The 19,068-nt window shown below is 57.4% G+C and carries 19 protein-coding genes; 7 read left to right on the top strand and 12 right to left on the bottom strand.

Translation table 11 applies throughout. From position 1 onward, the window contains the following. Window positions 1–12 precede the first annotated feature (12 nt). Genes RYZ18_RS08230 through RYZ18_RS08220 form a run of 3 tightly spaced genes read right to left on the bottom strand, consistent with a single transcriptional unit; the run spans window position 13 to window position 2,633 of the window. Window positions 13–903, bottom strand: a complete 891-nt coding sequence (locus RYZ18_RS08230) for a phytanoyl-CoA dioxygenase family protein (RefSeq protein ID WP_317656121.1) — start codon at window positions 901–903, stop codon at window positions 13–15. 26 nt (window positions 904–929) lie between these two features. Then, window positions 930–1,853: an NAD(P)-dependent oxidoreductase gene (locus RYZ18_RS08225; protein ID WP_317656120.1), complete on the bottom strand. Its 924-nt coding sequence runs from the start codon at window positions 1,851–1,853 to the stop codon at window positions 930–932. An 18-nt stretch (window positions 1,854–1,871) separates the two neighbouring features. Next, window positions 1,872–2,633 carry an SDR family oxidoreductase gene (locus RYZ18_RS08220; RefSeq protein WP_317656690.1) on the bottom strand — a complete coding sequence of 254 codons (762 nt, stop codon included), beginning with the start codon at window positions 2,631–2,633 and terminating at the stop codon, window positions 1,872–1,874. Window positions 2,634–2,800: 167 nt separating this feature from the next. Here RYZ18_RS08220 and RYZ18_RS08215 point away from each other — a divergent pair, with 167 nt between their 5' ends. Genes RYZ18_RS08215 through denD form a run of 7 tightly spaced genes read left to right on the top strand, consistent with a single transcriptional unit; the run spans window position 2,801 to window position 10,065 of the window. Next, window positions 2,801–3,841: an L-idonate 5-dehydrogenase gene (locus RYZ18_RS08215; protein WP_317656119.1), complete on the top strand. Its 1,041-nt coding sequence runs from the start codon at window positions 2,801–2,803 to the stop codon at window positions 3,839–3,841. Next, on the top strand, window positions 3,835–4,437 hold the full coding sequence (locus RYZ18_RS08210) for a LysE family translocator (RefSeq protein WP_317656118.1): 603 nt from the start codon (window positions 3,835–3,837) through the stop codon (window positions 4,435–4,437). The genes RYZ18_RS08215 and RYZ18_RS08210 overlap by 7 nt, the downstream gene beginning before the upstream one ends. Beyond that, window positions 4,434–5,624 carry a mandelate racemase/muconate lactonizing enzyme family protein gene (locus tag RYZ18_RS08205; protein ID WP_317656117.1) on the top strand — a complete coding sequence of 397 codons (1,191 nt, stop codon included), beginning with the start codon at window positions 4,434–4,436 and terminating at the stop codon, window positions 5,622–5,624. The genes RYZ18_RS08210 and RYZ18_RS08205 overlap by 4 nt, the downstream gene beginning before the upstream one ends. An 8-nt stretch (window positions 5,625–5,632) precedes the next feature. Then, entirely contained in the window at window positions 5,633–7,009 is a 1,377-nt protein-coding gene (locus RYZ18_RS08200; RefSeq protein WP_317656116.1) for an FAD-binding oxidoreductase, read from the top strand. Window positions 7,010–7,022: 13 nt separating this feature from the next. Continuing rightward, the gene (locus RYZ18_RS08195; RefSeq protein ID WP_317656114.1) at window positions 7,023–8,183 is read left to right on the top strand and encodes a fumarylacetoacetate hydrolase family protein; all 1,161 of its coding nucleotides are present in this window, start codon (window positions 7,023–7,025) and stop codon (window positions 8,181–8,183) included. Continuing rightward, the gene (locus RYZ18_RS08190; protein ID WP_317656689.1) at window positions 8,183–9,100 is read left to right on the top strand and encodes a sugar kinase; all 918 of its coding nucleotides are present in this window, start codon (window positions 8,183–8,185) and stop codon (window positions 9,098–9,100) included. The genes RYZ18_RS08195 and RYZ18_RS08190 overlap by 1 nt, the downstream gene beginning before the upstream one ends. Further along, a complete protein-coding gene (denD, locus tag RYZ18_RS08185; RefSeq protein ID WP_317656112.1) occupies window positions 9,100–10,065 on the top strand; it encodes a D-erythronate dehydrogenase in 966 nt (321 codons plus the stop codon). Before RYZ18_RS08190 ends, denD begins: the two co-directional genes overlap by 1 nt. 55 nt (window positions 10,066–10,120) lie before the next feature. Here denD and RYZ18_RS08180 read toward each other — a convergent pair whose 3' ends face one another. From RYZ18_RS08180 to ltnD, 9 genes are all read right to left on the bottom strand, one after another. Continuing rightward, the gene (locus RYZ18_RS08180) at window positions 10,121–11,059 is read right to left on the bottom strand and encodes a 2-hydroxyacid dehydrogenase (protein ID WP_317656110.1); all 939 of its coding nucleotides are present in this window, start codon (window positions 11,057–11,059) and stop codon (window positions 10,121–10,123) included. A gap of 88 nt (window positions 11,060–11,147) precedes the next feature. Then, on the bottom strand, window positions 11,148–11,987 hold the full coding sequence (locus RYZ18_RS08175) for a phosphogluconate dehydrogenase C-terminal domain-containing protein (RefSeq protein ID WP_317656108.1): 840 nt from the start codon (window positions 11,985–11,987) through the stop codon (window positions 11,148–11,150). Window positions 11,988–11,990: 3 nt separating this feature from the next. Then, window positions 11,991–13,361 carry a four-carbon acid sugar kinase family protein gene (locus RYZ18_RS08170; RefSeq protein ID WP_317656107.1) on the bottom strand — a complete coding sequence of 457 codons (1,371 nt, stop codon included), beginning with the start codon at window positions 13,359–13,361 and terminating at the stop codon, window positions 11,991–11,993. Continuing rightward, window positions 13,358–14,605: a ribulose-bisphosphate carboxylase large subunit family protein gene (locus tag RYZ18_RS08165; RefSeq protein ID WP_317656106.1), complete on the bottom strand. Its 1,248-nt coding sequence runs from the start codon at window positions 14,603–14,605 to the stop codon at window positions 13,358–13,360. The genes RYZ18_RS08170 and RYZ18_RS08165 overlap by 4 nt, the downstream gene beginning before the upstream one ends. Beyond that, window positions 14,602–15,318: a transcriptional regulator NanR gene (nanR, locus tag RYZ18_RS08160; protein WP_317656105.1), complete on the bottom strand. Its 717-nt coding sequence runs from the start codon at window positions 15,316–15,318 to the stop codon at window positions 14,602–14,604. The genes RYZ18_RS08165 and nanR overlap by 4 nt, the downstream gene beginning before the upstream one ends. A gap of 81 nt (window positions 15,319–15,399) precedes the next feature. Continuing rightward, window positions 15,400–16,161: a hydroxypyruvate isomerase family protein gene (locus tag RYZ18_RS08155; protein ID WP_317656104.1), complete on the bottom strand. Its 762-nt coding sequence runs from the start codon at window positions 16,159–16,161 to the stop codon at window positions 15,400–15,402. Beyond that, a complete protein-coding gene (locus RYZ18_RS08150) occupies window positions 16,161–16,808 on the bottom strand; it encodes an aldolase (protein WP_317656103.1) in 648 nt (215 codons plus the stop codon). The genes RYZ18_RS08155 and RYZ18_RS08150 overlap by 1 nt, the downstream gene beginning before the upstream one ends. Beyond that, window positions 16,805–18,076: a 3-oxo-tetronate kinase gene (otnK, locus tag RYZ18_RS08145; protein WP_317656102.1), complete on the bottom strand. Its 1,272-nt coding sequence runs from the start codon at window positions 18,074–18,076 to the stop codon at window positions 16,805–16,807. The genes RYZ18_RS08150 and otnK overlap by 4 nt, the downstream gene beginning before the upstream one ends. Before the next feature lie 4 nt (window positions 18,077–18,080). Then, entirely contained in the window at window positions 18,081–18,974 is an 894-nt protein-coding gene (gene ltnD, locus RYZ18_RS08140) for an L-threonate dehydrogenase (protein ID WP_317656101.1), read from the bottom strand. Window positions 18,975–19,068: the final 94 nt, after the last annotated feature.

Below are 19,068 nucleotides of genomic sequence, written 5' to 3'. Positions count from 1 at the left end.
CGCGCCTTAAGGTTAGCGAAAGGCGCTTTTGGCGCCTGCGCTTTCTTGCGTTTTGAAAATTGAGCTATTGTCAGGCGCAGGCGGTAAAGGCATGCGCACAGGCACTGTTTCGAGGCGCGGTGTGAGGCAGGCCTTGCCCGTGATGATGCGCTCCTGCAAATCCTCCCAAAAGCGCCGCTGCCCCAATTCGTGGATATAAGACGCAGCGCCAAGGATCGGCCATGCATCTGCTTTGGCGATTTCATAGAATAGAATATAGCGCGGTCTATCGCTGACATTCGGGGCCGATCCGTGCAGAATGCGGGCGTGATGCACCGTCATTGATCCCGCTTTCCCTGTCAAAGTCACGATCTTGTCGCGCTCAAACAGCGGATCATCGGGATTGATCGCCCCTGCAAAAACCCCGTTCATGCTGTGATCCAAAATTGGCCCGCGATGGGTTTCAGGGATCACCATCAACGGGCCATTGGCCGCGTCCACATCCTCAAGCATCAGACCAAAGGCCAGAAGGTCATCATTCGTATGTGGATAGAAAGCCCAATCTTGGTGCCATTCCACCGCCGCGCCACCGCCTGGTGCCTTTGTGTTGAGCTTAGAGGTGATGATGGCCGTATCAGGGCCAAGCAGGCTCGCCAATACCTCGGTCATGCGCGAATTGCGCAGCACCTCCCAGAAATAGGGGTGCTGCTTATGCGGGATCTTGATCCGCGTCAGACGCGGGGTGTCTGGCCCGTGGCCCTTATCGAGATCATAGACCGCGTTGCTTTCGCGCACATCGCGTGACGCTTCGATAAACTGCGCGGTCAAGCGGCGCAGTTCATCCAATTGGGAGGGGCTGACCGCATCCTCCACCATCAGATAGCCATTTTTGTGGTAGGATGCGATCTCGTCTTTGGACAGCATGATAAGCCCCCCTTTTGATACAGGCGTTACTTTTTGCCTTTGGCCACTTCTGCGGCCAAATCCATTCCGTTTAAGTTGCCAATGTGATCCGACAGCATCGGGACAAAATCCCCGCCTTTTCCGATGGCTTCGGCATGGGTGAAATAATGCCGCGCGGCAGAGGCCATGACATTCATCACGCCTGCATCCGTTGCCATCGCATTCACATAGCGGATGTCCTTCGACAGGTTCGCAATCGAGAATTTATGTGCATTCTCGTCTCTGTCGCAGACATATTGCATGAACGTGCCAAAAAATCCCGACCCAAGGCGACTGGGCGCAATCACTTCGCGAAACGCATGGGGCGAGATGCCAACGGCCGCGCCCAAAACAGTCGCCTCAGAATAGAGCGCCGAATAGGCCGCGCCCAAGAAATTCATCAAGAGCTTCATCTTATGGCCCGTGCCCACCTCGCCGATGCGCGTGATGGTGCCAGCCCAGCAATCAATGACGGGATGCACTTGATCAAACAGCGCCGCATCGCAGCCCACCATCGCGTCAAGCATCCCTTCCTCTGCCTCTTTGGGCGTTCGGCCCAACGGGGCATCGACCATATGCGCGCCAACCTCTGCCAGCTTTTCTGCCATGGCCAATGTTGAGGTTGGATCAGCGGTGGTCGTGTCGATCACAATTAAACCTTTGCGCGCGCCTGCGATGATGCCACTTTCGCCCGTGATCACCGCTTCGACTTGGGGCGAGTTGGACAGGCACAGATGGATGATATCGCATTTTGCGGCCATGTCTTGGGGCGATGCGGCCTCTTTCGCACCCATGCTGAGCAAGCTTTCGACAGGCGCGCGGTTGCGGTTGCCCAAGATCCACAGCTCATACCCGCCCTTTAGGATGTTTTTCGCCATCCCATGGCCCATGAAACCTACGCCGATAAAACCGATAACGGGTTTTTGTGTCATAATATGGATCTCCCTTTCCTATAGGCTTGCGGTGATGCCGCCATCGACAAAGAGCGTATGGCCGTTCACGAAACTGGACGCCTCCGCAGATAAAAATACGCAAGCGCCCACCAATTCATCGACCTCCCCCCAACGGCCTGCAGGGGTGCGCTTTTCAAGCCATGCGGAGAATTCAGGGTCAGCGACAAGCGCCGCGTTGAGGGGGGTGTTAAAATAGCCAGGCGCAATGGCATTGCAGTTCAGCCCGTATTTTGCCCAATCGGTCGCCATACCTTTGGTGAGGTTCGCAACCGCACCCTTAGACGCCGTGTAGGGGGCGATAGAGGGGCGGGCGAGGGCGGTTTGCACGCTTGCAATATTGATGATGCGGCCTTTGCCGCGTGCGATCATGTGGCGGGCCACGGCTTGGGCAACATAAAAAACTGAATTCACATTTGTGCGCATCAAACGGTCGAAGGCATCGGCGGGAAAATCCTCAAGCGGTGCACGATGCTGCATGCCTGCGTTATTCACCAAAATATCAATCGCGCCTGTGTCGGCCTCGAATGTATCAATCGCTTGGCGCGCTGCGGTGGCATCGGTGACATCAAAGGCCAATGTCAAAACATTTGCGCCAGTCGCGCGCAGCTTTTCGGCTGCTTCTTCAAGGCGCTCTGCATTGCGGGCATTGAGCACCACCTGCGCCCCTGCCGCGCTGAGGCCCTTGGCCAAGGCAAATCCAATCCCCATTGAGGAACCTGTAATCAAGGCGCGCCGCCCGCTTAGGTCAAACAGCTTCATCATTTCTCCTTCGGGTTTTGGCGTCATGGTTTTGGTGGAATTGGCCGTCCCAAACGCCACCCCCGCCCTTGACATTTCCCGCTGATCCCGCGTTCTATGCGCAAATGGTATACCATTTTTAAGTCGGTGCAAGAGAAAGCCTGACGGCCACAAACGGGGAGGGTGTTTTGGCACAAGCGCTATTCGTGCATGGCTCTGGCGATCTGCGCCTTGGCCCCTGTGAAACGGCCAATCCCGCGGCGGGCGAGGTGCAAGTTGCGCTGCGCCGAGGCGGGATTTGCGGGTCTGATTTGCACTATTTCAACCATGGCGGCTTTGGCACAGTGCGCCTGCGCGAGCCGATGATTTTGGGTCATGAGGTGGCGGGCGAGATCACTGAAATTGGGCCAGATGTAACGGGCTTGGCGGTTGGGGATTTGGTTGCAATCTCACCCTCGCGCCCCTGTTTCGCTTGTGTTGAATGCAAGCGCGGATTGCCCAATCAATGCCTGAACATGCGGTTTTACGGATCGGCTATGCCGTTCCCCCATATCCAAGGTGCGTTTCGCGAGGTGATCACGGCGCGCGCAGAAAACTGTATCAAGGCCGATGGTTTGAGTGCTGCCGAGGCTGCAATGGCCGAACCTTTGGCCGTTGCGCTGCACGCAACCCGCCGCGCAGGGAACCTTGTGGGGCAGCGCGTGTTGGTGACGGGCTGCGGCCCGATTGGCGTTTTGGCCATTATGGCTGCGCGCCGCGCGGGTGCAGGCGAAATCATTGCCACCGATATAAGCGACACGATGCTGGACTATGCGCGCAAAGCGGGGGCAGATACCTGCCTGAACACGGCGCGCGACCCAGAGGCGCTGAGCCCCTATGCCGAAGGCAAAGGCACGGTTGATGTGCTGTTCGAATGTTCGGGCGCACAAGTGGCCCTTGTTTCTGCGCTGCCCGCAATCCGCCCCCAAGGCCGTCTTGTGCAATTGGGAATGTCTGGGGATATGCAGCTTCCTATGATGCAGATCACTGCGCGTGAATTGCAGTTGATGGGCTCGTTCCGCTTCCATGAAGAATTCGCAATGGCCGTGCGGATGATGCAAAACGGGCTGATCGACACGCGGCCCCTGATTACCCACAGCTTTGCATGGGCGGAATTTGCGGCGGCTTTTGCGATGGCCAATGACCGCACGCAGGCCATGAAAGTGCAATTGGAGTTTGGCCCGTGCTGACCTTTGCGCTTGCTGTCATCTTGCTCATCATCACGCCTGGGCCCGGTGTTCTTAGCACCGCGGGCTTTGGCGCGGCTTATGGGTTCAAGCCCTCGCTGCGCTATGTTTTGGGCCTGTTCATCGGCACGAATTTGGTGATGTTGGCGGTCGTGTCTGGATTGGCGGCGGTGGTTTTGTCGGTGCCATGGTTGCGCGTGGTGCTGATGGGGGCCTCGGTGGCCTATCTGCTCTATCTTGCGGCGAAGATTGGTTTTGCGGGCGCAAAAATCGCGTTCATCGAGGCGGCTGCCCCGCCGGGCATCTTGGGGGGTATTTTGCTGCAAGCGATCAACCCAAAGGCCTATGCCGTCAACACATCGCTGATGACGGGTTTTGGGTTTGCGCCCGATAATTTGGTCTTTGAGATCACCATGAAAATCCTGATTGCCAACGCAATTTGGATCCCGATCCATCTGGCGTGGCTTTGGGCAGGGGTGACGCTGCATCGCCTTGATCTGCCGTCTCGCACCCAGCGGATCATCAATATTTTCATGGCATTGGCCATGCTTGGCGTGGTCGGTTTGGCGCTATGGTCAAGTTTCGGAGGTCAGGGATGAAAATCACCAAATTAGAAACCATCCGCGTTGCAGAGCGGCCCAACTTGTTGTGGCTGCATGTGCATACGGATGAAGGTGTGACGGGCCTTGGCGAGACATTTTTTGGGGCAGGCGCGGTAGAAGCCTATATTCATGACACACTTGCCCCTTTGGTCATTGGCGAAGATCCGTTGCGCATTGAATATCTTGCGCGCAAATTGGAAGGGTATCTGGGCTGGCGCTCGACTGGGGCAGAGGCGCGGGCCAATTCTGCCTTTGATATTGCGCTTTGGGATTTGTGGGGGAAGGCCACAGGCCAACCCGTGGCGCAGCTTTTGGGCGGGTTCACCCGTGACAGTATCCGCACCTATAATACCTGCGCGGGCAATGACTATATCAAGAAAGACGAAGGGCAGAACACGCGCAATTTTGGCTTGGGCGCGGGCGATCAATATGATGATCTGAATGCTTTTTTGCATCGCGCTGATGAATTGGCCCACTCCCTTTTGGAGGAGGGGATAACGGCGATGAAAATATGGCCCTTTGATGCGGCAGCCGAAGCCAATGAAGGGGCGCATATTTCTGCGGCGGAATTAAAATCCGCGCTGTTGCCTTTTGAGAAAATCCGCAATGCCGTGGGCGATCAGATGGATATCATGGTTGAATTCCACTCGTTGTGGCAATTGACACCTGCGATCCGTATCGCGCGTGCGCTTCAACCTTATCAAACCTATTGGCATGAAGACCCAATCCGCATGGATAATTTTGCGGCCCTTACCCGCTATGCCAAGGAAAGCCCCGCACCCGTTTGTGCCTCTGAGACATTAAACGGGATTGGCGCCTTTCGTGACCTCTTGGCCGCGCAAGCGGCGGGGATTGTGATGCTGGATTTGTCATGGTGTGGGGGGTTGACCGCTGCGCGCAAAATCGCCGCGATGGCAGAGGCGGAGAAACTGCCCGTGGCCCCGCATGATTGCACGGGGCCTGTGGTCTTGGCAGCCTCAACGCATTTGTCGCTTTCGGCCCCCAATGCCCTGATCCAAGAGAGCGTGCGCGCCTTTTATAAAGGATGGTATGCAGATATCGTCACGGGTTTGCCTGAGGTGAAAGACGGTCATATTTCCGTCAGCCGTGCCGCGGGCTTGGGCATGGAATTGATCCCTGATCTTGACCGCGCTTTCACCACTGCGCGCCGTGTGTCGCAATGAGGGATGAGATGGCGGATCATTCACAGACCATTGTTGCATTGCGCGATTTGTTGGGCGATCGCTTGGTCACGACCGCGGCTGATTTGACCTTGCATGGCCAAAACGAGACTTATTATCCCAATACGCCGCCCGATGCGGTCGCCTATCCTGAGACGACCGAGGAAGTATCGCAAATCCTCAAAATTTGTCATGCGCAGGGATGCCCTGTGGTGGCTTATGGCGCGGCCTCGTCCCTTGAGGGTCAGCATCTTGCCGTTGCAGGGGGGATCAGCTTGGATATGTCGCGCATGACGCGCGTGCTTTCCTTGGATGCCGAAGATCTGAAGGTGACTGTGCAGCCTGGCATTACGCGCAAAGCCCTGAACGAGGAATTGCGCGCAACGGGGTTGTTTTTCTCGGTCGATCCCGGCGCAGATGCGTCAGTCGGGGGGATGGCCGCCACCCGCGCCTCTGGCACAACCGCGGTGCGCTACGGAACGATGCGCGAGAACGTCCTTGCCCTTGAGGGCGTGATGGCCGATGGCACGATTATCCGCGCAGGATCGGGGGCGCGCAAATCTGCGACTGGCTATGACCTTGCCCATCTGTTGATTGGCTCAGAAGGCACGCTGGGTATTATCACGGAATTGACCCTGAAATTGCACGGCGTCCCCGAGGCAATCGCGGCTGCAACCTGCCGTTTTCCAAGAGTTGAGGATGCGGTCAATTGTGTGATCTTAACGATCCAGTCGGGTATCCCCATGGCGCGGATTGAATTGGTGGATGAGATGATGGTGCGCGGCTTTAACGCCTATGCAAAATCAGATTTCCCCGAAATCCCGCATTTATTTTTGGAATTTCACGGCACCGATGCGGGCGTCAAGGAGCAGATGGAGGCCTTCTCGGATATCGCGGGGGAGTTTGGCGCAGATGGGTTTGAGACAGCCACCACCACCGAAGCGCGCAATGCCCTTTGGGCGATCCGCCATAATTCCCATTATGCCAGTGCGGCCTTAGGGCAGGGCGGCCATATCTGGCCCACGGATGTATGCGTGCCGATCTCAAAACTGGCAGAGGCCGTGTTACAGGCGCAACGCGATGCAAAATCCATGGGGCTGACCGCAACGATTGTTGGCCATGTTGGCGATGGAAATTTCCACGCAGGTCTTAGTGTTGATCCCAATGATCCAGATGAAATGGAGCGGGCCGAAAAATTCACCACGGCCTTGGCTGAAACTGCGCTGCGCTTGGGGGGCACTGTTTCAGGTGAGCATGGGATTGGCCTTGGTAAGGTCAAATTCATGAATGCCGAACATGGCGCAGCGGTGGCTTATATGCGGGCGATCAAAACCGCATTTGACCCCAAGAATATCCTCAATCCAAACAAGATGTTTCCAGCGCAATAGGAAAGGGCAAAGCATGATTTCCACAAAAGATTTTGATCCAAAAGGAATTTATGTGGGCCGCGTCTGGCGTCCTGATCTTGGGCCTGCGCTTGTGCGGCTTGAGGGGGGGGATGTGGTTGATATCACGAGCCGTGCCTGCCCCACCATGCATGACCTTCTTGAAGGCGATCATCCTGCGGAAACCGCCCGTGCTGCCAAGGGCGAGGTGATCTGCGGTCTTGACGATCTGGTCGCAAGCAGCCTTGCTGCCGCGCAAACGGGTGATGCCAATGCCTTGCGCCTTTTGGCCCCACCTGATTTGCAGGCGATCAAAGCCTCTGGCGTGACCTTCGCCGAAAGCATGGTTGAGCGCGTGATAGAGGAACAGGCGGCAGGCAATGCAGATTTGGCTGACGGGATCCGCGCCCGTGTAAAGGCGGTGATTGGCGACAGTTTGTCGGGCATTAAGCCCGGATCAGACGCAGCGATGAAGGTGAAATCGGTTCTTCAAGAGGAGGGGCTTTGGTCGCAATATCTAGAGGTCGGCATTGGCCCTGACGCCGAAGTTTTCACCAAATCCCAACCAATGGGGTCGGTGGGCTATGGTGCCCTTGTGGGGCTGCACCCGATGTCCAGTTGGAATAACCCCGAGCCTGAGATTGTTTTGGCGATCAATTCTAAGGGCACGATTGTTGGGGCCACGCTTGGCAACGATGTCAATCTGCGCGATGTCGAAGGGCGCTCTGCGCTGCTGTTGGGGAAGGCCAAGGACAATAATGCTTCCTGTTCAATCGGCCCCTTCCTGCGCCTGTTTGATGACAGCTTTAGCCTTGATGATGTCCGAACGGCGGAGCTGTCCATGCGGGTTGAGGGCACGGATGGGTTCGTTCTGGAAGGGCATTCTTCCATGACCAAGATCAGCCGCGACCCCGCTGATATCGTGGCCCAGACCATTGGGCGGCATCACCAATATCCTGACGGGTTTTTCCTGTTCTTGGGCACGATGTTTGCCCCTGTCAAAGATCGTGACGCGGCGGGTCAAGGCTTTACCCATCACGGGGATGATGTGGTGACGATCACCGAAGCGTGGCTCGGATCTTTGCAAAACACGGTGCGGCTGTCGACCGAATGCCCTGAATGGTGCTTTGGCACGGCAGCCTTGATGCGCAATTTGGCACAGCGCGGATTGATTTAATGGGGTCGTCCTTCATCTCTTTGGGGGAGTGTATGGTCGAGCTGTCCGATCAGGGCGGCGGCCTCTATCGGCGTGGCTTTGCGGGGGATACATTCAACACTGCATGGTATGCGCGCCGCATTTTGCCGCCCTCATGGTCGGTCGCCTATGGCAGTTGCATCGGGGCAGATGCGGCCTCGGGCGAGATGCAGGCCTTTATGGCCGCAGGTGGCATCGATACGGATGCGCTGCGCGTGATCCCCGAGCGCACAGTGGGGCTATATATGATCAGCCTTGATCAGGGCGAACGCAGCTTTTCTTATTGGCGCAGTCAATCTGCCGCGCGCTGCCTCGCCGATGATCCCGCATGGCTTCAGGCCACTTTGGCGGGGCGCGATGTGATCTATTTCTCGGGCATCACCCTCGCAATTCTTTCGCCTGAGGGACGCGCGTCCCTATGTGCCGCTTTAGCGCGGGCGCGCACAGAGGGGGCCTTGATCGCCTTTGACACGAACCTTCGCCCCCGTTTGTGGGAGGATCACGCGACCATGCAAGCGGGCATGATGGCGGGCGCGGCTGTGGCCGATATTATTTTGCCATCATTCGATGAAGAGCAAATCCTGTTCGAGGGCGCGACAGCTACAGACACGATTGCCCGCTATCGCAAGGCAGGGGCGCATATCATCGCGCTCAAAGATGGCGCAGGGGATGTGCAATTGTGGGATGATGCAGGCGGGGTGCGTGTTTTGCCCTGTAGGCCCGTAGACCAAGTGGTCGACAGCACCGCCGCAGGTGACAGTTTCGGCGCGGCTTTCGTGGCCCATGTGGCGCAGGGTCGCGCCTTAGAGGAGGCGGCATTGGCCGCGATGCAGCTTGCGGGTCAGGTGATCCAATGTCGCGGGGCCTTGGTGCCACAGATTTTTGAGGGAGAAACGTAATGCATATTCTGATTATTGGCGGCGGCGGTGTCGTTGGGCAAAAATTGGCCCGATCCTTGGCCGCGCGCGGGCAGTTGCGGGGGAAAGCGATCCGCAAGATCACCTTGGCCGATATTGTCGACCCCGCCATGGTCGAGGCCCCGTTTGACGTGGAGTGCGTGGCCTGTGATATCAGCAACCCTGCCTCGGTCGCGGCCACGCTAGGGGCGGATGTGGATGTGATCTATCTGCTTGCTGCCATTGTATCTGCCCATGCAGAAGAAGATTTTGATGCAGGGCTGTCGATCAATTTGATGGGCACGCTGAACGTGTTGCAGCGCGCGCGCGAATTGCAGACGAAACCAGTAGTGGTCTTTACATCGTCCATCGCGGTTTACGGCGGCGAGGTGCCAGACCCGATTTTGGATCATAGTTTCCTCAACCCGCAAACCTCCTACGGGGCGCAAAAAGCCATGGGGGAATTGTTGGTCAATGATTTCAGCCGCAAAGGCTATATTGATGGGCGTGGCTTCCGTTTGCCCACCATATCGGTGCGGCCTGGCAAACCCAATCGTGCCGCGTCTAGCTTCATGTCATCGATTTTGCGCGAGCCACTAAATGGGCAAGAGGCAATTTGCCCTGTCAGCGATGATTTCCCGCATTTCTATCTGTCACCGCGCAAATGTGTCGAAAACCTTATTCGCGGGGCTGAGATTGAGGCCGCTGAATTGGGCCAAAACCGCTGCATGATGATGCCGGGCAAGATGTGGACAATCCGCCAGATGATTGACGCGATGACGGCTGTCGCGGGGCCTGAGCCTGCCAAGCTAATCCGTTTTGAGGCGCAGCCCGCCATCCAAGAGATCGTCAAAGGGTGGCGGTTTGATTTGCGCCCTGAAAAGGCGCTCAAATTGGGTCTAAGTGCCGATGAAAGTTTCGAGGATAATATTCGCTATTATCTCGAAGACGATAAGCCCGCTGCCTAAGGCCTGCGCGATCTGTAACGAAAACCCCCGCCATGGCGGGGGTTTTTATCTGCGGTCAATTGACGGGCGTGATCAATGCGGTACCCTTCATCAGCGCATGGATATTGTCGCGCTGCAGCGCCGCCATCGCCTCGCGCGTCTCGACTGTGCCAGACCCTTGATGGGGTTGGATCACCACATTGGGCAGGTCATAGAAACGTGGGTTGATATTGGGCTCGTTGAGGAACACATCCAAAGCAGCGCCACCGATCTTGCCATCCTCCAACGCCTCTAGCATCGCGTCTTCGTCAATCGTGCTGCCGCGCGAGATGTTGACGATAATGGCACGCGGGCCAAGCGCCGCAATGACCTCGCGCGAGACGAATTTCGCGGTATCAGGCCCACCCACAAGGGCCACAATCAGATAATCCACGGCGCCAGCAAGACTGACGGGATCCGCGTGATACGTCCAATTTGGCGTCTCTTTCTCGCTGCGCGCATAGTAATGGATATCCATTTTGAACGCGGCCAAACGATTGGCGATTTCGCGGCCGATCCGCCCAAGCCCGACAATGCCCGCACGCCCGCCTGAGAATTTGCGGTTCAGGCGATACTCCCCACCCGTTTTCCATTGCCCCGAGCGTGCCCAATCTGCCGCTTGGGTCATCTCGCGCACCTGCATCAAGAGCATCCCAACGGCAATATCGGCGACATCATCATTCAACACGTCAGGCGTGTTTGACACTTTGATCCCGCGCGCATTCGCGGCGGGGATGTCAATCGCATCATACCCCACCCCATAATTCGCAATCAGCTTGAGGTCAGGCAGCAAATCCATTTCTGCGCCGCCAAAGGCCGTATGCCCTTTGAACGCAAGCGCCTGGATGCTGGCCCTTTTGCTGGCGTCAACGCCCGCAAGATCGGCGGGCGTATCCAGAAAAATGGGGTCAAACGCGGCTTTCAGCCCTGCAATATCGCTCTCGCTATAGGCGCCGATGGCCAGCGTCTGGGTCATGTGAGGATCTCCCTTAGGTAAAAATGGTATACCAAACCTTGTCCCCACCCGTAGGCCGTGTCAATCCGAAAGCAGGGCGGTTGCGGGCTTAGCCCTCGCAGATTTCAGTGACGGATTTCTTGACGGCGGCCAGATCAAAGACGCGATCTAGCCAATCGGGTTGGAAGATCACAGAGTGCGCCTTATCAATTGCCATCAAGGCCCCGTCTGAAAATTTGCCCTCAGGGAAAATGCCAAAGGCAATGGCCAATTCAATTTTGAGATGGCCCAAGATGAAATCATGTGCGGCCGCCTCAGGGATGCCCATGGATACGGCGCGATCTGTTGCCTCGCGCAGCGCCAAGGCCATGGTCGCCCCGACCGTCTCAGAAAGGGCGGGTTCCAGAACAGCAATATTTTCAAGGCTGCACCGATGCGAGCGCGCAACGGGGGCATAGATCACTTTGGCGATATCTTCACATAGCGCATAATGCGGCTCTGGCCCTTGGATCAGCGCGCAAACAATGCCCTGTGGTGCTGCGATCCCACCAAAATAATCCTCCTGCGCGGCAATGCTGTCATGTGCCTCCAGGATATGGGGGTGGCAGGGATGCGTGCAGAAATAAGTGACATCTTCGCGCACGGGCATCTGACCTGCATAGGGTGCGGCAGCATCCAACACGATCACGGCCGCGCCAGATTTCAATTGATCCACAAAGCCATGCGCGATTTTGCCGATCAGGCGATCAGGCACGGCCATAACAACAACATCCGCATCGCCAAGGGCGGTTTCAGCGGCCACACAATCAAGCCCCGTTTCCGACTTAAGGCGTGCTTGGCCTGCTTCGGTCACTTCGACAGGGGCAAGATGATAGCTGCTTTGCATCAGGTTGCGCGCAATCCGCACACCCATTTTGCCGCCCGCACCAAGAAGTGCAATTTTTGTCATGATCTATCCTTTCGCTTCGGCACGCGCGCCGTTTTTGATCCAAGAGAAATAATCAGGGCTGCCCATTTGCCCGCCCTTTAGGGCCAATTCCAAACCATCAAATTCGGGGGTGTCGCTATGCCCTTTCAAAAGGGCCGCGCCTGCCGTGGTTGCGCCAATCGCGGTGAGGGCAAACAACCCGAGCGCTTGAGCGGCAAAGCCTGATGTGTCGCCGCCTGCGATGATCGCGCGCGCAACGCCCGTGCCGCGCAAAAGATCCCGCAAAAGCGCGCCGAGACTTGTGCCGATGAGTGCATTGGCCTCATGCGGTGTATGCTGAGATGCTGACAGCGCCGCGCGCATGGCCGCAACGGCCAGGTCATCTGGCCCGCGCGCGCTGCAAATCAGCGGATCGCGCCCTTGGGAGAGCGCGGCGCGTGCGGCTTCATAGCTGTTGGTCATAGCCCGCTTGGCGCTATCGCCGCCCTTGATCAGTGCGGCAGCGTCCAGTGGGATGACGACAAACCCATCTTCTTCAGCGCGGGCAATTTGCGCCGCAGTGGTGGGTGAGATAGAGCCCGAAATCGCAATCACCTGATCCACTTTGCCAAAACTTGGGGCGGGTTCGGGCGGGGGGATAAGGCCCGATTTTTGCCAATGGGCCACCAGTGCATATTCCACCCCCTGCGAGCCTATTGCCAGATGCCCATCCGCCCCTGCGGCATCCCAGATCAACGCGCCCAGTTGCGCGGCGTGATCCAAGTCGATGCAATCAAGCGTGATGATTTTCGCGGGCGCGTTGGCGCGCAAGGATGCAAGGCCTGTGGGGTTGAGATGCTCAAGCGTCAGTGTCGCAAGCGGCAGGTCGGTTTGCTTCCGCAGATGTATGGCCACATCGGCCTCTTGCATCGGGGTTACAGGGTGGGATGCCATCACAGGGTGGCGATCAAGCCGATAGATGGCGTCCCCTGCGGCGGCAAATAGCTGACCAAAGGCTTGGTAGCGCCGCAGAGGTGGTGCGGCGATCAAGCAGGAAACCCACTCGCTGCCGCGCACCGCAAGGGCCAACTCAACTGCCTTGCCAATCGAGCCTGTATGCGGCGCGCTGTCCAAGGTGGAGCAGGTTTTGTAATGCAACAGGGGCGCGCCCGTAGCGGCCAAATGTGCAAAAAGGGGTGGCAGATGTCTGGCCATCCAATCGGGTGATTGGCTGCGCGCGGTGGTGGCAACGCCGATGCCCCGCATCGCGCCAAATCGCGCCGCTTGCGCCTTTGTCGGGGGCGCAAGGAACAGCACCGTTGGCAGGCCTGCAAAACTCAACACCTCCATCGTGGCGGCGGAGCCTGTGAAATCATCGCCCAAAAACGCAATTAATGGCCCATCGGGAAGTGTCATTTCGCATAGGCCTTTAGCGCGCGGGCAAGCTCGGGATGGGATTTGGCGTAATCAGCGGCGGGGATGCCCGCCATCGCCGCTTGCCACGATTGCCGCAATGCCGCGACACCTGCACGCGGCCCGTCAGGGTGGGCCATAATCCCACCTCCTGCTGCATAAATGCAATCTGCATGGCCGAGGTGGCGATAGGTTTCAGGGGGTTGCAGCGCGGATTGGCCCGATGAAAAGACCGGCATCGGGATGCAGGGGGCATCACCAAAGAGTGGGGTGAGCAAAGATTTGGCCGAGGCGATGACGCTTGCGTCACTTTCGCTGAATTTGTTTTGGAGGCCGTTGACGTGCATATGATCTGCCCCCGCCAAGCGCCAGATTTTCGACCATGCCGCATAGTCCCATCCTAACAATTCGGCGCGGCTGAGATATCCCCATCCGTTGCGATGGGCATGGAGAGGCAGCGCGCTATGCCGTGACAGGCCCAAAAAGCCCGCTACGCCGACCGAATTGAGGCTGACCATCACGCAAGTTGCACCTTTTGAGAGGGCAAAATCATGTCGGGCGCGCATCTCATCGATTTCGCCTGTTAGGTTGAAGGCATACATGACCTTTTTACCAGTGCGGTCGGCATGGGCGTTGATGACATCCATCACCGCGCTCACCCTCTCCTCGAAGGGGCAGGCGGGGCCGTTGGCCTGCAATTCATCATCCTTGATGAAATCAATGCCCGCTTCGGCAAGTGTGCCGACCAATTTGGCAGTTTCCTGCGCGTCAAGCCCGACAGAGGGTTTAATAATCGTGCCAATCAGCGGGCCATCCGCAACCCCTGCCAATTTGCGGGTGCCGCTGATCCCAAATTTTGGGCCAGAATAGGCATCCGCAAATGCGCGCGGCAGGCGGAGATCCAGCAAACGTAGCCCTGAGAATTGCGCCAATTCGAAAAGATTGCCCGCGACCGTAGCCATGAGGTTGGGTAAATCAGGGCCGATATTATCCAAGGGCCAACTGAGTGTGACCTTGGCGCGCTGATAGCGCGTGCCCTGCTGCCCGCCTGTCAAGCTTGGGCTGTTGGTAGCATCAAGCGGGGATAGGGAAACCACTTGGGCCCCTGCGCGGGCCTGTAGTTCTGGCGTTTCGCCCGGCACTTTTACAAAGGTGCCCGCGCTTTGCTCGCCCGCCATCACGGCGGCGGCGCGGGCAGGGTCAATCGGGGTTTCGATCAGGTAATCTGCTTCAATTCTGTCGCTCATTGCGCGTGATCCTGATGATATAGGGCGTTGGCGCGCTCCAAATGCTCGCGCATGGCACGGGCGGCGGCATTGGTATCTTTGCGGGCAATTCCGTCCAAAATGGCGCGATGCTCGGTCAAGGTCAGTGGCTCTAGACCCAATTTGTGAACCTGCTCTTTATGAAAGGCGCTCATCCAAGAGAAAACGCCATAGGTCAGGGTTTCAAAGATCGGGTTGCCCGAGATGGCAGAGATGCGGCGGTGAAACTGCCCGTCTATCTGGGTAAAAAGCGGCACATTGCGCTTGGCTGCGGCTTGGGCGCGCAAAAGCTGTTCTAAATCGTTTAAGTCATCTGCGCTGCGGCGTTCTGCGGCAATGCGCACCATTTCCACTTCAAGGGCCACACGCGCCTCTTTGAGATGTTCGAGAGAGGAGTGCGAATGCGTCAAAATATGGCGCATGGAAATGCCCAATTGATCAATAACCCCATCCAAGGATGGGGTTGCCACGCGCGGCTTGCCGCCGTGGCGGATATCGATCACGCCTTTGTGCTGCAGGCTTTGCATGGCTTCGCGAATGGCAGGGCGGCCAATGCCATAGCGCGCCATCAAGGCGCGCTCGCTTGGCAAAGCATCACCTGGTTTAAGGTCATCCGCGCGGATCAGGGCCAAAAGGCGATCTTCGACTTCGTCTGACAGTTTTTTGGGCCGTATGATCTGGTCGCGGTCGGACATGGGCTGCCATGATTCTGGTATACTGGTCATACCAGTTTGGCGCAGAAAAAGACCCTCCGCAATCCCAAACACGCGCGGGGATCAGCGAAACTGTGCCATCCAGTCTAAGGTCAGGTCTGTCTCGATTTTCGGCTTATATTCTGCACCTATCGGACGGGCCCAACCAAGGCTGTCGATATGAGAGAAGATATGCTCATAATTCAGCTCACCATGATCAGGGGTGCAGCGATCAGGCACAGAGGCAAATTGAATATGCCCGATCACAGGCAACAGACGGCTGAGGCGGTTGGTCAAATCCCCCTCCATCAACTGAACATGATAGCAGTCAAACATCAGCCGCAAATTTGGGGATTTGACTTCTTCTATGATGGCGACCGCTTGTGCGGTTGTCGCAAGGAAATAGCCCTTTGCATCATAGTGATTGAGGGGCTCAATCAATATTGTGATGCCCTTTTCGGCGGCCTGTGTGGTCGCGTAGCGCAGATTGGCTACAAAGGTCTTATGGGCGCTTTCGCCACTGGCGAACCCTGCCATTACATGCACAGCGCCTGCGCCGATGATCTGGGCATAGTCGAGGGCTTGATCAATCGCGGCGCGCGCCTCTGCCTCGCGGTTGGGCAAAGCAGCCAATCCGTTTTCGCCAGCCGCAACATCGCCTCGGCTTGTGTTGAGCCCAAGCATCTCAAGACCTGTTTCATCTAAGGTGGCCTTCACATCATGCGGGTCATGGGCATAGGGCCAATGACATTCGACCGCATCAAACCCTGCCGCTTTTGCTGCGCGGATGGCATCAGGCAGGGGGCGGTCAGCCCATAGAAACCCTAAATTTGCAGAAAAACGCATCACTCCCACTCCACCTCGAATTTACGTACGACATCGCGCACCTGTGCAGGCGTCAAGGCGCGGGCATCAAAGCCACGCATCATGATCGCAAGCTTGGCTGTTTCCTCCAGCTCCTCAATTGCGTTGCAGGCGGCCTCGACATCTTTGCCTGCAACCACTGGTCCGTGATTGGCAAGCAAAACGGCGCTGCGTTTGCCCCCCAGACTGCGCAGGGCTTCGCCCATTGCGGCATCGCCTGGCATGAAGAACGGCAAAAGCTGCACCTTGCCCAGTTTCATGATTGCGTAAGGGGTTAGCGGCGGCAGCACGTTGTCTGGGTCAATTTCGGGCATCATTGACCACGCCACAGAATGGCAAGAGTGTAAATGAACCACCGCGCCTGCTGATTTTCGTGTCTCGTAAAAGGCACTGTGAAGCGGCATTTCCTTGGTTGGTTTCAGGCCCGCGATATGTTGGCCCGCTGCATCGAAGCGGGACAACTTGGCGGGATCAAGCCGCCCGAAGGAACTGCCTGTGGGCGAAACCAAAAGCCCCCCATCTTCGGTGCGGGCGGAGATATTGCCTGTTGATCCCCCCGTCAGGCCACGATCGAACATCGATTTCGCCAAGAGGCAAATCTGCTCGCGCAGTTTGGATTCAGAACTCATGCGTCCTCCAATTTTGCGAAAGCATCGCTGAAAAAGCTTTCTGCGCCAAAATTGCCTGATTTGAGGGTGAGGGCGATATCCTGCCCCTCTGATGTGCAAAAACACCATGGCACGCCTGCGGCAATTTCAGGCCCGATATCTAACCTGTCGACCCGCAGGGCCTTTGTGACCGCGCCTGAGGTTTCCCCGCCCGCGACCACAATCCGCCGTGCGCCCTGATCGCGCGCGGCAACGGCCAAATCTGCAAGTGCCGCCTCAACGATTGCGCCCGCCTCGGCCTTGCCCAATTGGTCTTGTGCGGCGCGCACCGCATCGGGTGTTGCGGTCGCATAGATGAGGGGCTGCGCTGCGAGATCTTGCGCTGCAAGCCAATCCATGGCGGGTTGCAGGCCCCTTGCCTTCAGGCTTAGGGGGTCAAGCTGGAAACTGGGCCTTCCTTGGGATTGATACCGCGCAACTTGTGCATTTGTCATGGCAGAGCAACTGCCAGATAAAACGACCCCTTCAGGCGCGATGTCGCGGGGTGTGGTTTCCTTCTCATGCGCAGCCAGTAGGCCGCGCTTGGCATAAATCTGGGGAATCGGCATCGCAATCGCAGAGCCGCCCGTCAGAAACCGCATATCGGCGCAGGCCTCGGTGATCCGCGCAAGATCGGCATTTTCCACCGCATCGACCACGATATGCGCCACGTTTTTCTCGGCCAAGTCTGCACAAGCTTTTTTAATGGCCGCGGCCCCTGCGGCAACAATCAGGCGATCAATCAGCCCAACTTTTCCACGCACCTGCGGTTGCAAAAGCCGCATCAGATTGCTGTCGCGCATGGGCGTCAGGGGGTGATCTTTCATAGGGCTTTCTGACAAGGGCAATTGGCCTACAAACAAATTGCCCATGAAAATGGCACGGCCATTTTCGGGAAAGGCGGGGCAATAGATTGTCTGCGCGACACCCAGATCGGCCATAATCGCCTCGGCCACTGGCCCGATATTGCCCTCTGGGGTCGAGTCGAAGGTTGAGCAGTATTTCCAAAAATACTGCTGTGCTCCCGCGCGCTTGAGCCATGCGAGGGCCGCGCGCGCCTCTGCAACCGCATCTGTCACGGGCTCAGTGCGGATTTTAAGGGCGATGACCTCAAAGGGGCTTGTGTCCTGTGGCGGTTCCTCAGGAACGCCAATCCGCAAGGAAACAGGGTATCCGCTGCGCGCCAAAAGCCCTGCAAGATCCGTGGCGCCAGTGAAATCATCGGCAATTGCACCAAAAAGCGTGGTCATTGTGTTATTGTCCCTTGGGTAAGGTCAGACCTGCGGCCTTGGCATAGAGTTTGGCAAGGGCTGCGTCATCCTCTGCCCCAAGACCCTGCGCTGCGGCCTCCTTGAATAACGCAAGCGCGGCCTCAGTGATCGGGGCGGAAAAGCCCGAGTTTTGCGCAATATCCATCACAATCCCCAAATCCTTGGGCCAGATATTGATGGTGCTGCGTGGGGTGTAATCACCTTCGATGATGTGGGGGGCGCGGTTTTCTAACATCCAACTGGTTCCCGCGCTTTGCGACACCACCTCTAAAAACCGCTCAGGAGAGATGCCCTGCGCCAGGGCAAAGGTAATCGCCTCGGCCATTGAGGCGATGTGAATACCTGCCAACATTTGATTTGTGGCCTTCATCGCAGAGCCTGCCCCCGCGCGGTCGCCCATTTCAAAGACCTTTGCAGAGATGGCATCGAGTGCGGGCTTTGCGGCATCAAAGGCCGCTTTGCGCCCCGAGGCCATGATCGTCAACTCACCCGAGGCGGCCTTAATCGCCCCGCCAGAAATTGGCGCGTCCAGATAAAGCAGCCCTGCGCTTTCTGCGCGCGCTTCCATTTCGGCGGCAAAAGCAGGGGGGATTGTGGCGCAAGAAAGGATCACTGTGTTTCGTTGAAGCGCCGCCGCCACGCCCTCAGGGCCGAAAAGGACGGCTTCGGTTTGCGCCGCGTTGAGCACGACCACAACTAGCGCGTCCAAAGCCTCGGCATGATCTAGGAGCGCACCTGCTTGTGCGCCATCTGCCACAAGTCGCGCGACCGCATCGGGGTTAATATCATGGCCCCAAACCTGATGACCCGCCTTGATCAGATTGCGCGCCATCCCATAGCCCATAGACCCCAATCCGATAATCCCGATCTTTTGCATGTCTCGGCCCCTTTGCCTGAGTTGTGAGATGCAACCCTTCGCGCGTCATGCTTGAGGTTGCTGCCCTCTTCACATAGCTCTATGCCTTGGGTAT

It is taken from the genome of Roseovarius sp. 10 (genome assembly GCF_033100315.1).
Taxonomy (GTDB): domain Bacteria; phylum Pseudomonadota; class Alphaproteobacteria; order Rhodobacterales; family Rhodobacteraceae; genus M30B80.
The sequence above is the reverse complement of the archived record's forward strand: the minus strand, read 5'-3'. Positions and strand labels throughout refer to the sequence as shown.

What these genes read in the sequence shown, in the direction of transcription:
- RYZ18_RS08230 (WP_317656121.1), bottom strand. Translation starts at nt 903, where the DNA reads ATGCTGTCCAAAGACGAGATCGCATCCTACCACAAAAATGGCTATCTG.
- RYZ18_RS08225 (WP_317656120.1), bottom strand. Translation starts at nt 1,853, where the DNA reads ATGACACAAAAACCCGTTATCGGTTTTATCGGCGTAGGTTTCATGGGC.
- RYZ18_RS08220 (WP_317656690.1), bottom strand. Translation starts at nt 2,633, where the DNA reads ATGAAGCTGTTTGACCTAAGCGGGCGGCGCGCCTTGATTACAGGTTCC.
- RYZ18_RS08205 (WP_317656117.1), top strand. Translation starts at nt 4,434, where the DNA reads ATGAAAATCACCAAATTAGAAACCATCCGCGTTGCAGAGCGGCCCAAC.
- RYZ18_RS08200 (WP_317656116.1), top strand. Translation starts at nt 5,633, where the DNA reads ATGGCGGATCATTCACAGACCATTGTTGCATTGCGCGATTTGTTGGGC.
- RYZ18_RS08195 (WP_317656114.1), top strand. Translation starts at nt 7,023, where the DNA reads ATGATTTCCACAAAAGATTTTGATCCAAAAGGAATTTATGTGGGCCGC.
- RYZ18_RS08190 (WP_317656689.1), top strand. Translation starts at nt 8,183, where the DNA reads ATGGGGTCGTCCTTCATCTCTTTGGGGGAGTGTATGGTCGAGCTGTCC.
- denD (WP_317656112.1), top strand. Translation starts at nt 9,100, where the DNA reads ATGCATATTCTGATTATTGGCGGCGGCGGTGTCGTTGGGCAAAAATTG.
- RYZ18_RS08180 (WP_317656110.1), bottom strand. Translation starts at nt 11,059, where the DNA reads ATGACCCAGACGCTGGCCATCGGCGCCTATAGCGAGAGCGATATTGCA.
- RYZ18_RS08175 (WP_317656108.1), bottom strand. Translation starts at nt 11,987, where the DNA reads ATGACAAAAATTGCACTTCTTGGTGCGGGCGGCAAAATGGGTGTGCGG.
- RYZ18_RS08170 (WP_317656107.1), bottom strand. Translation starts at nt 13,361, where the DNA reads ATGACACTTCCCGATGGGCCATTAATTGCGTTTTTGGGCGATGATTTC.
- RYZ18_RS08165 (WP_317656106.1), bottom strand. Translation starts at nt 14,605, where the DNA reads ATGAGCGACAGAATTGAAGCAGATTACCTGATCGAAACCCCGATTGAC.
- nanR (WP_317656105.1), bottom strand. Translation starts at nt 15,318, where the DNA reads ATGTCCGACCGCGACCAGATCATACGGCCCAAAAAACTGTCAGACGAA.
- RYZ18_RS08155 (WP_317656104.1), bottom strand. Translation starts at nt 16,161, where the DNA reads ATGCGTTTTTCTGCAAATTTAGGGTTTCTATGGGCTGACCGCCCCCTG.
- RYZ18_RS08150 (WP_317656103.1), bottom strand. Translation starts at nt 16,808, where the DNA reads ATGAGTTCTGAATCCAAACTGCGCGAGCAGATTTGCCTCTTGGCGAAA.
- otnK (WP_317656102.1), bottom strand. Translation starts at nt 18,076, where the DNA reads ATGACCACGCTTTTTGGTGCAATTGCCGATGATTTCACTGGCGCCACG.
- ltnD (WP_317656101.1), bottom strand. Translation starts at nt 18,974, where the DNA reads ATGCAAAAGATCGGGATTATCGGATTGGGGTCTATGGGCTATGGGATG.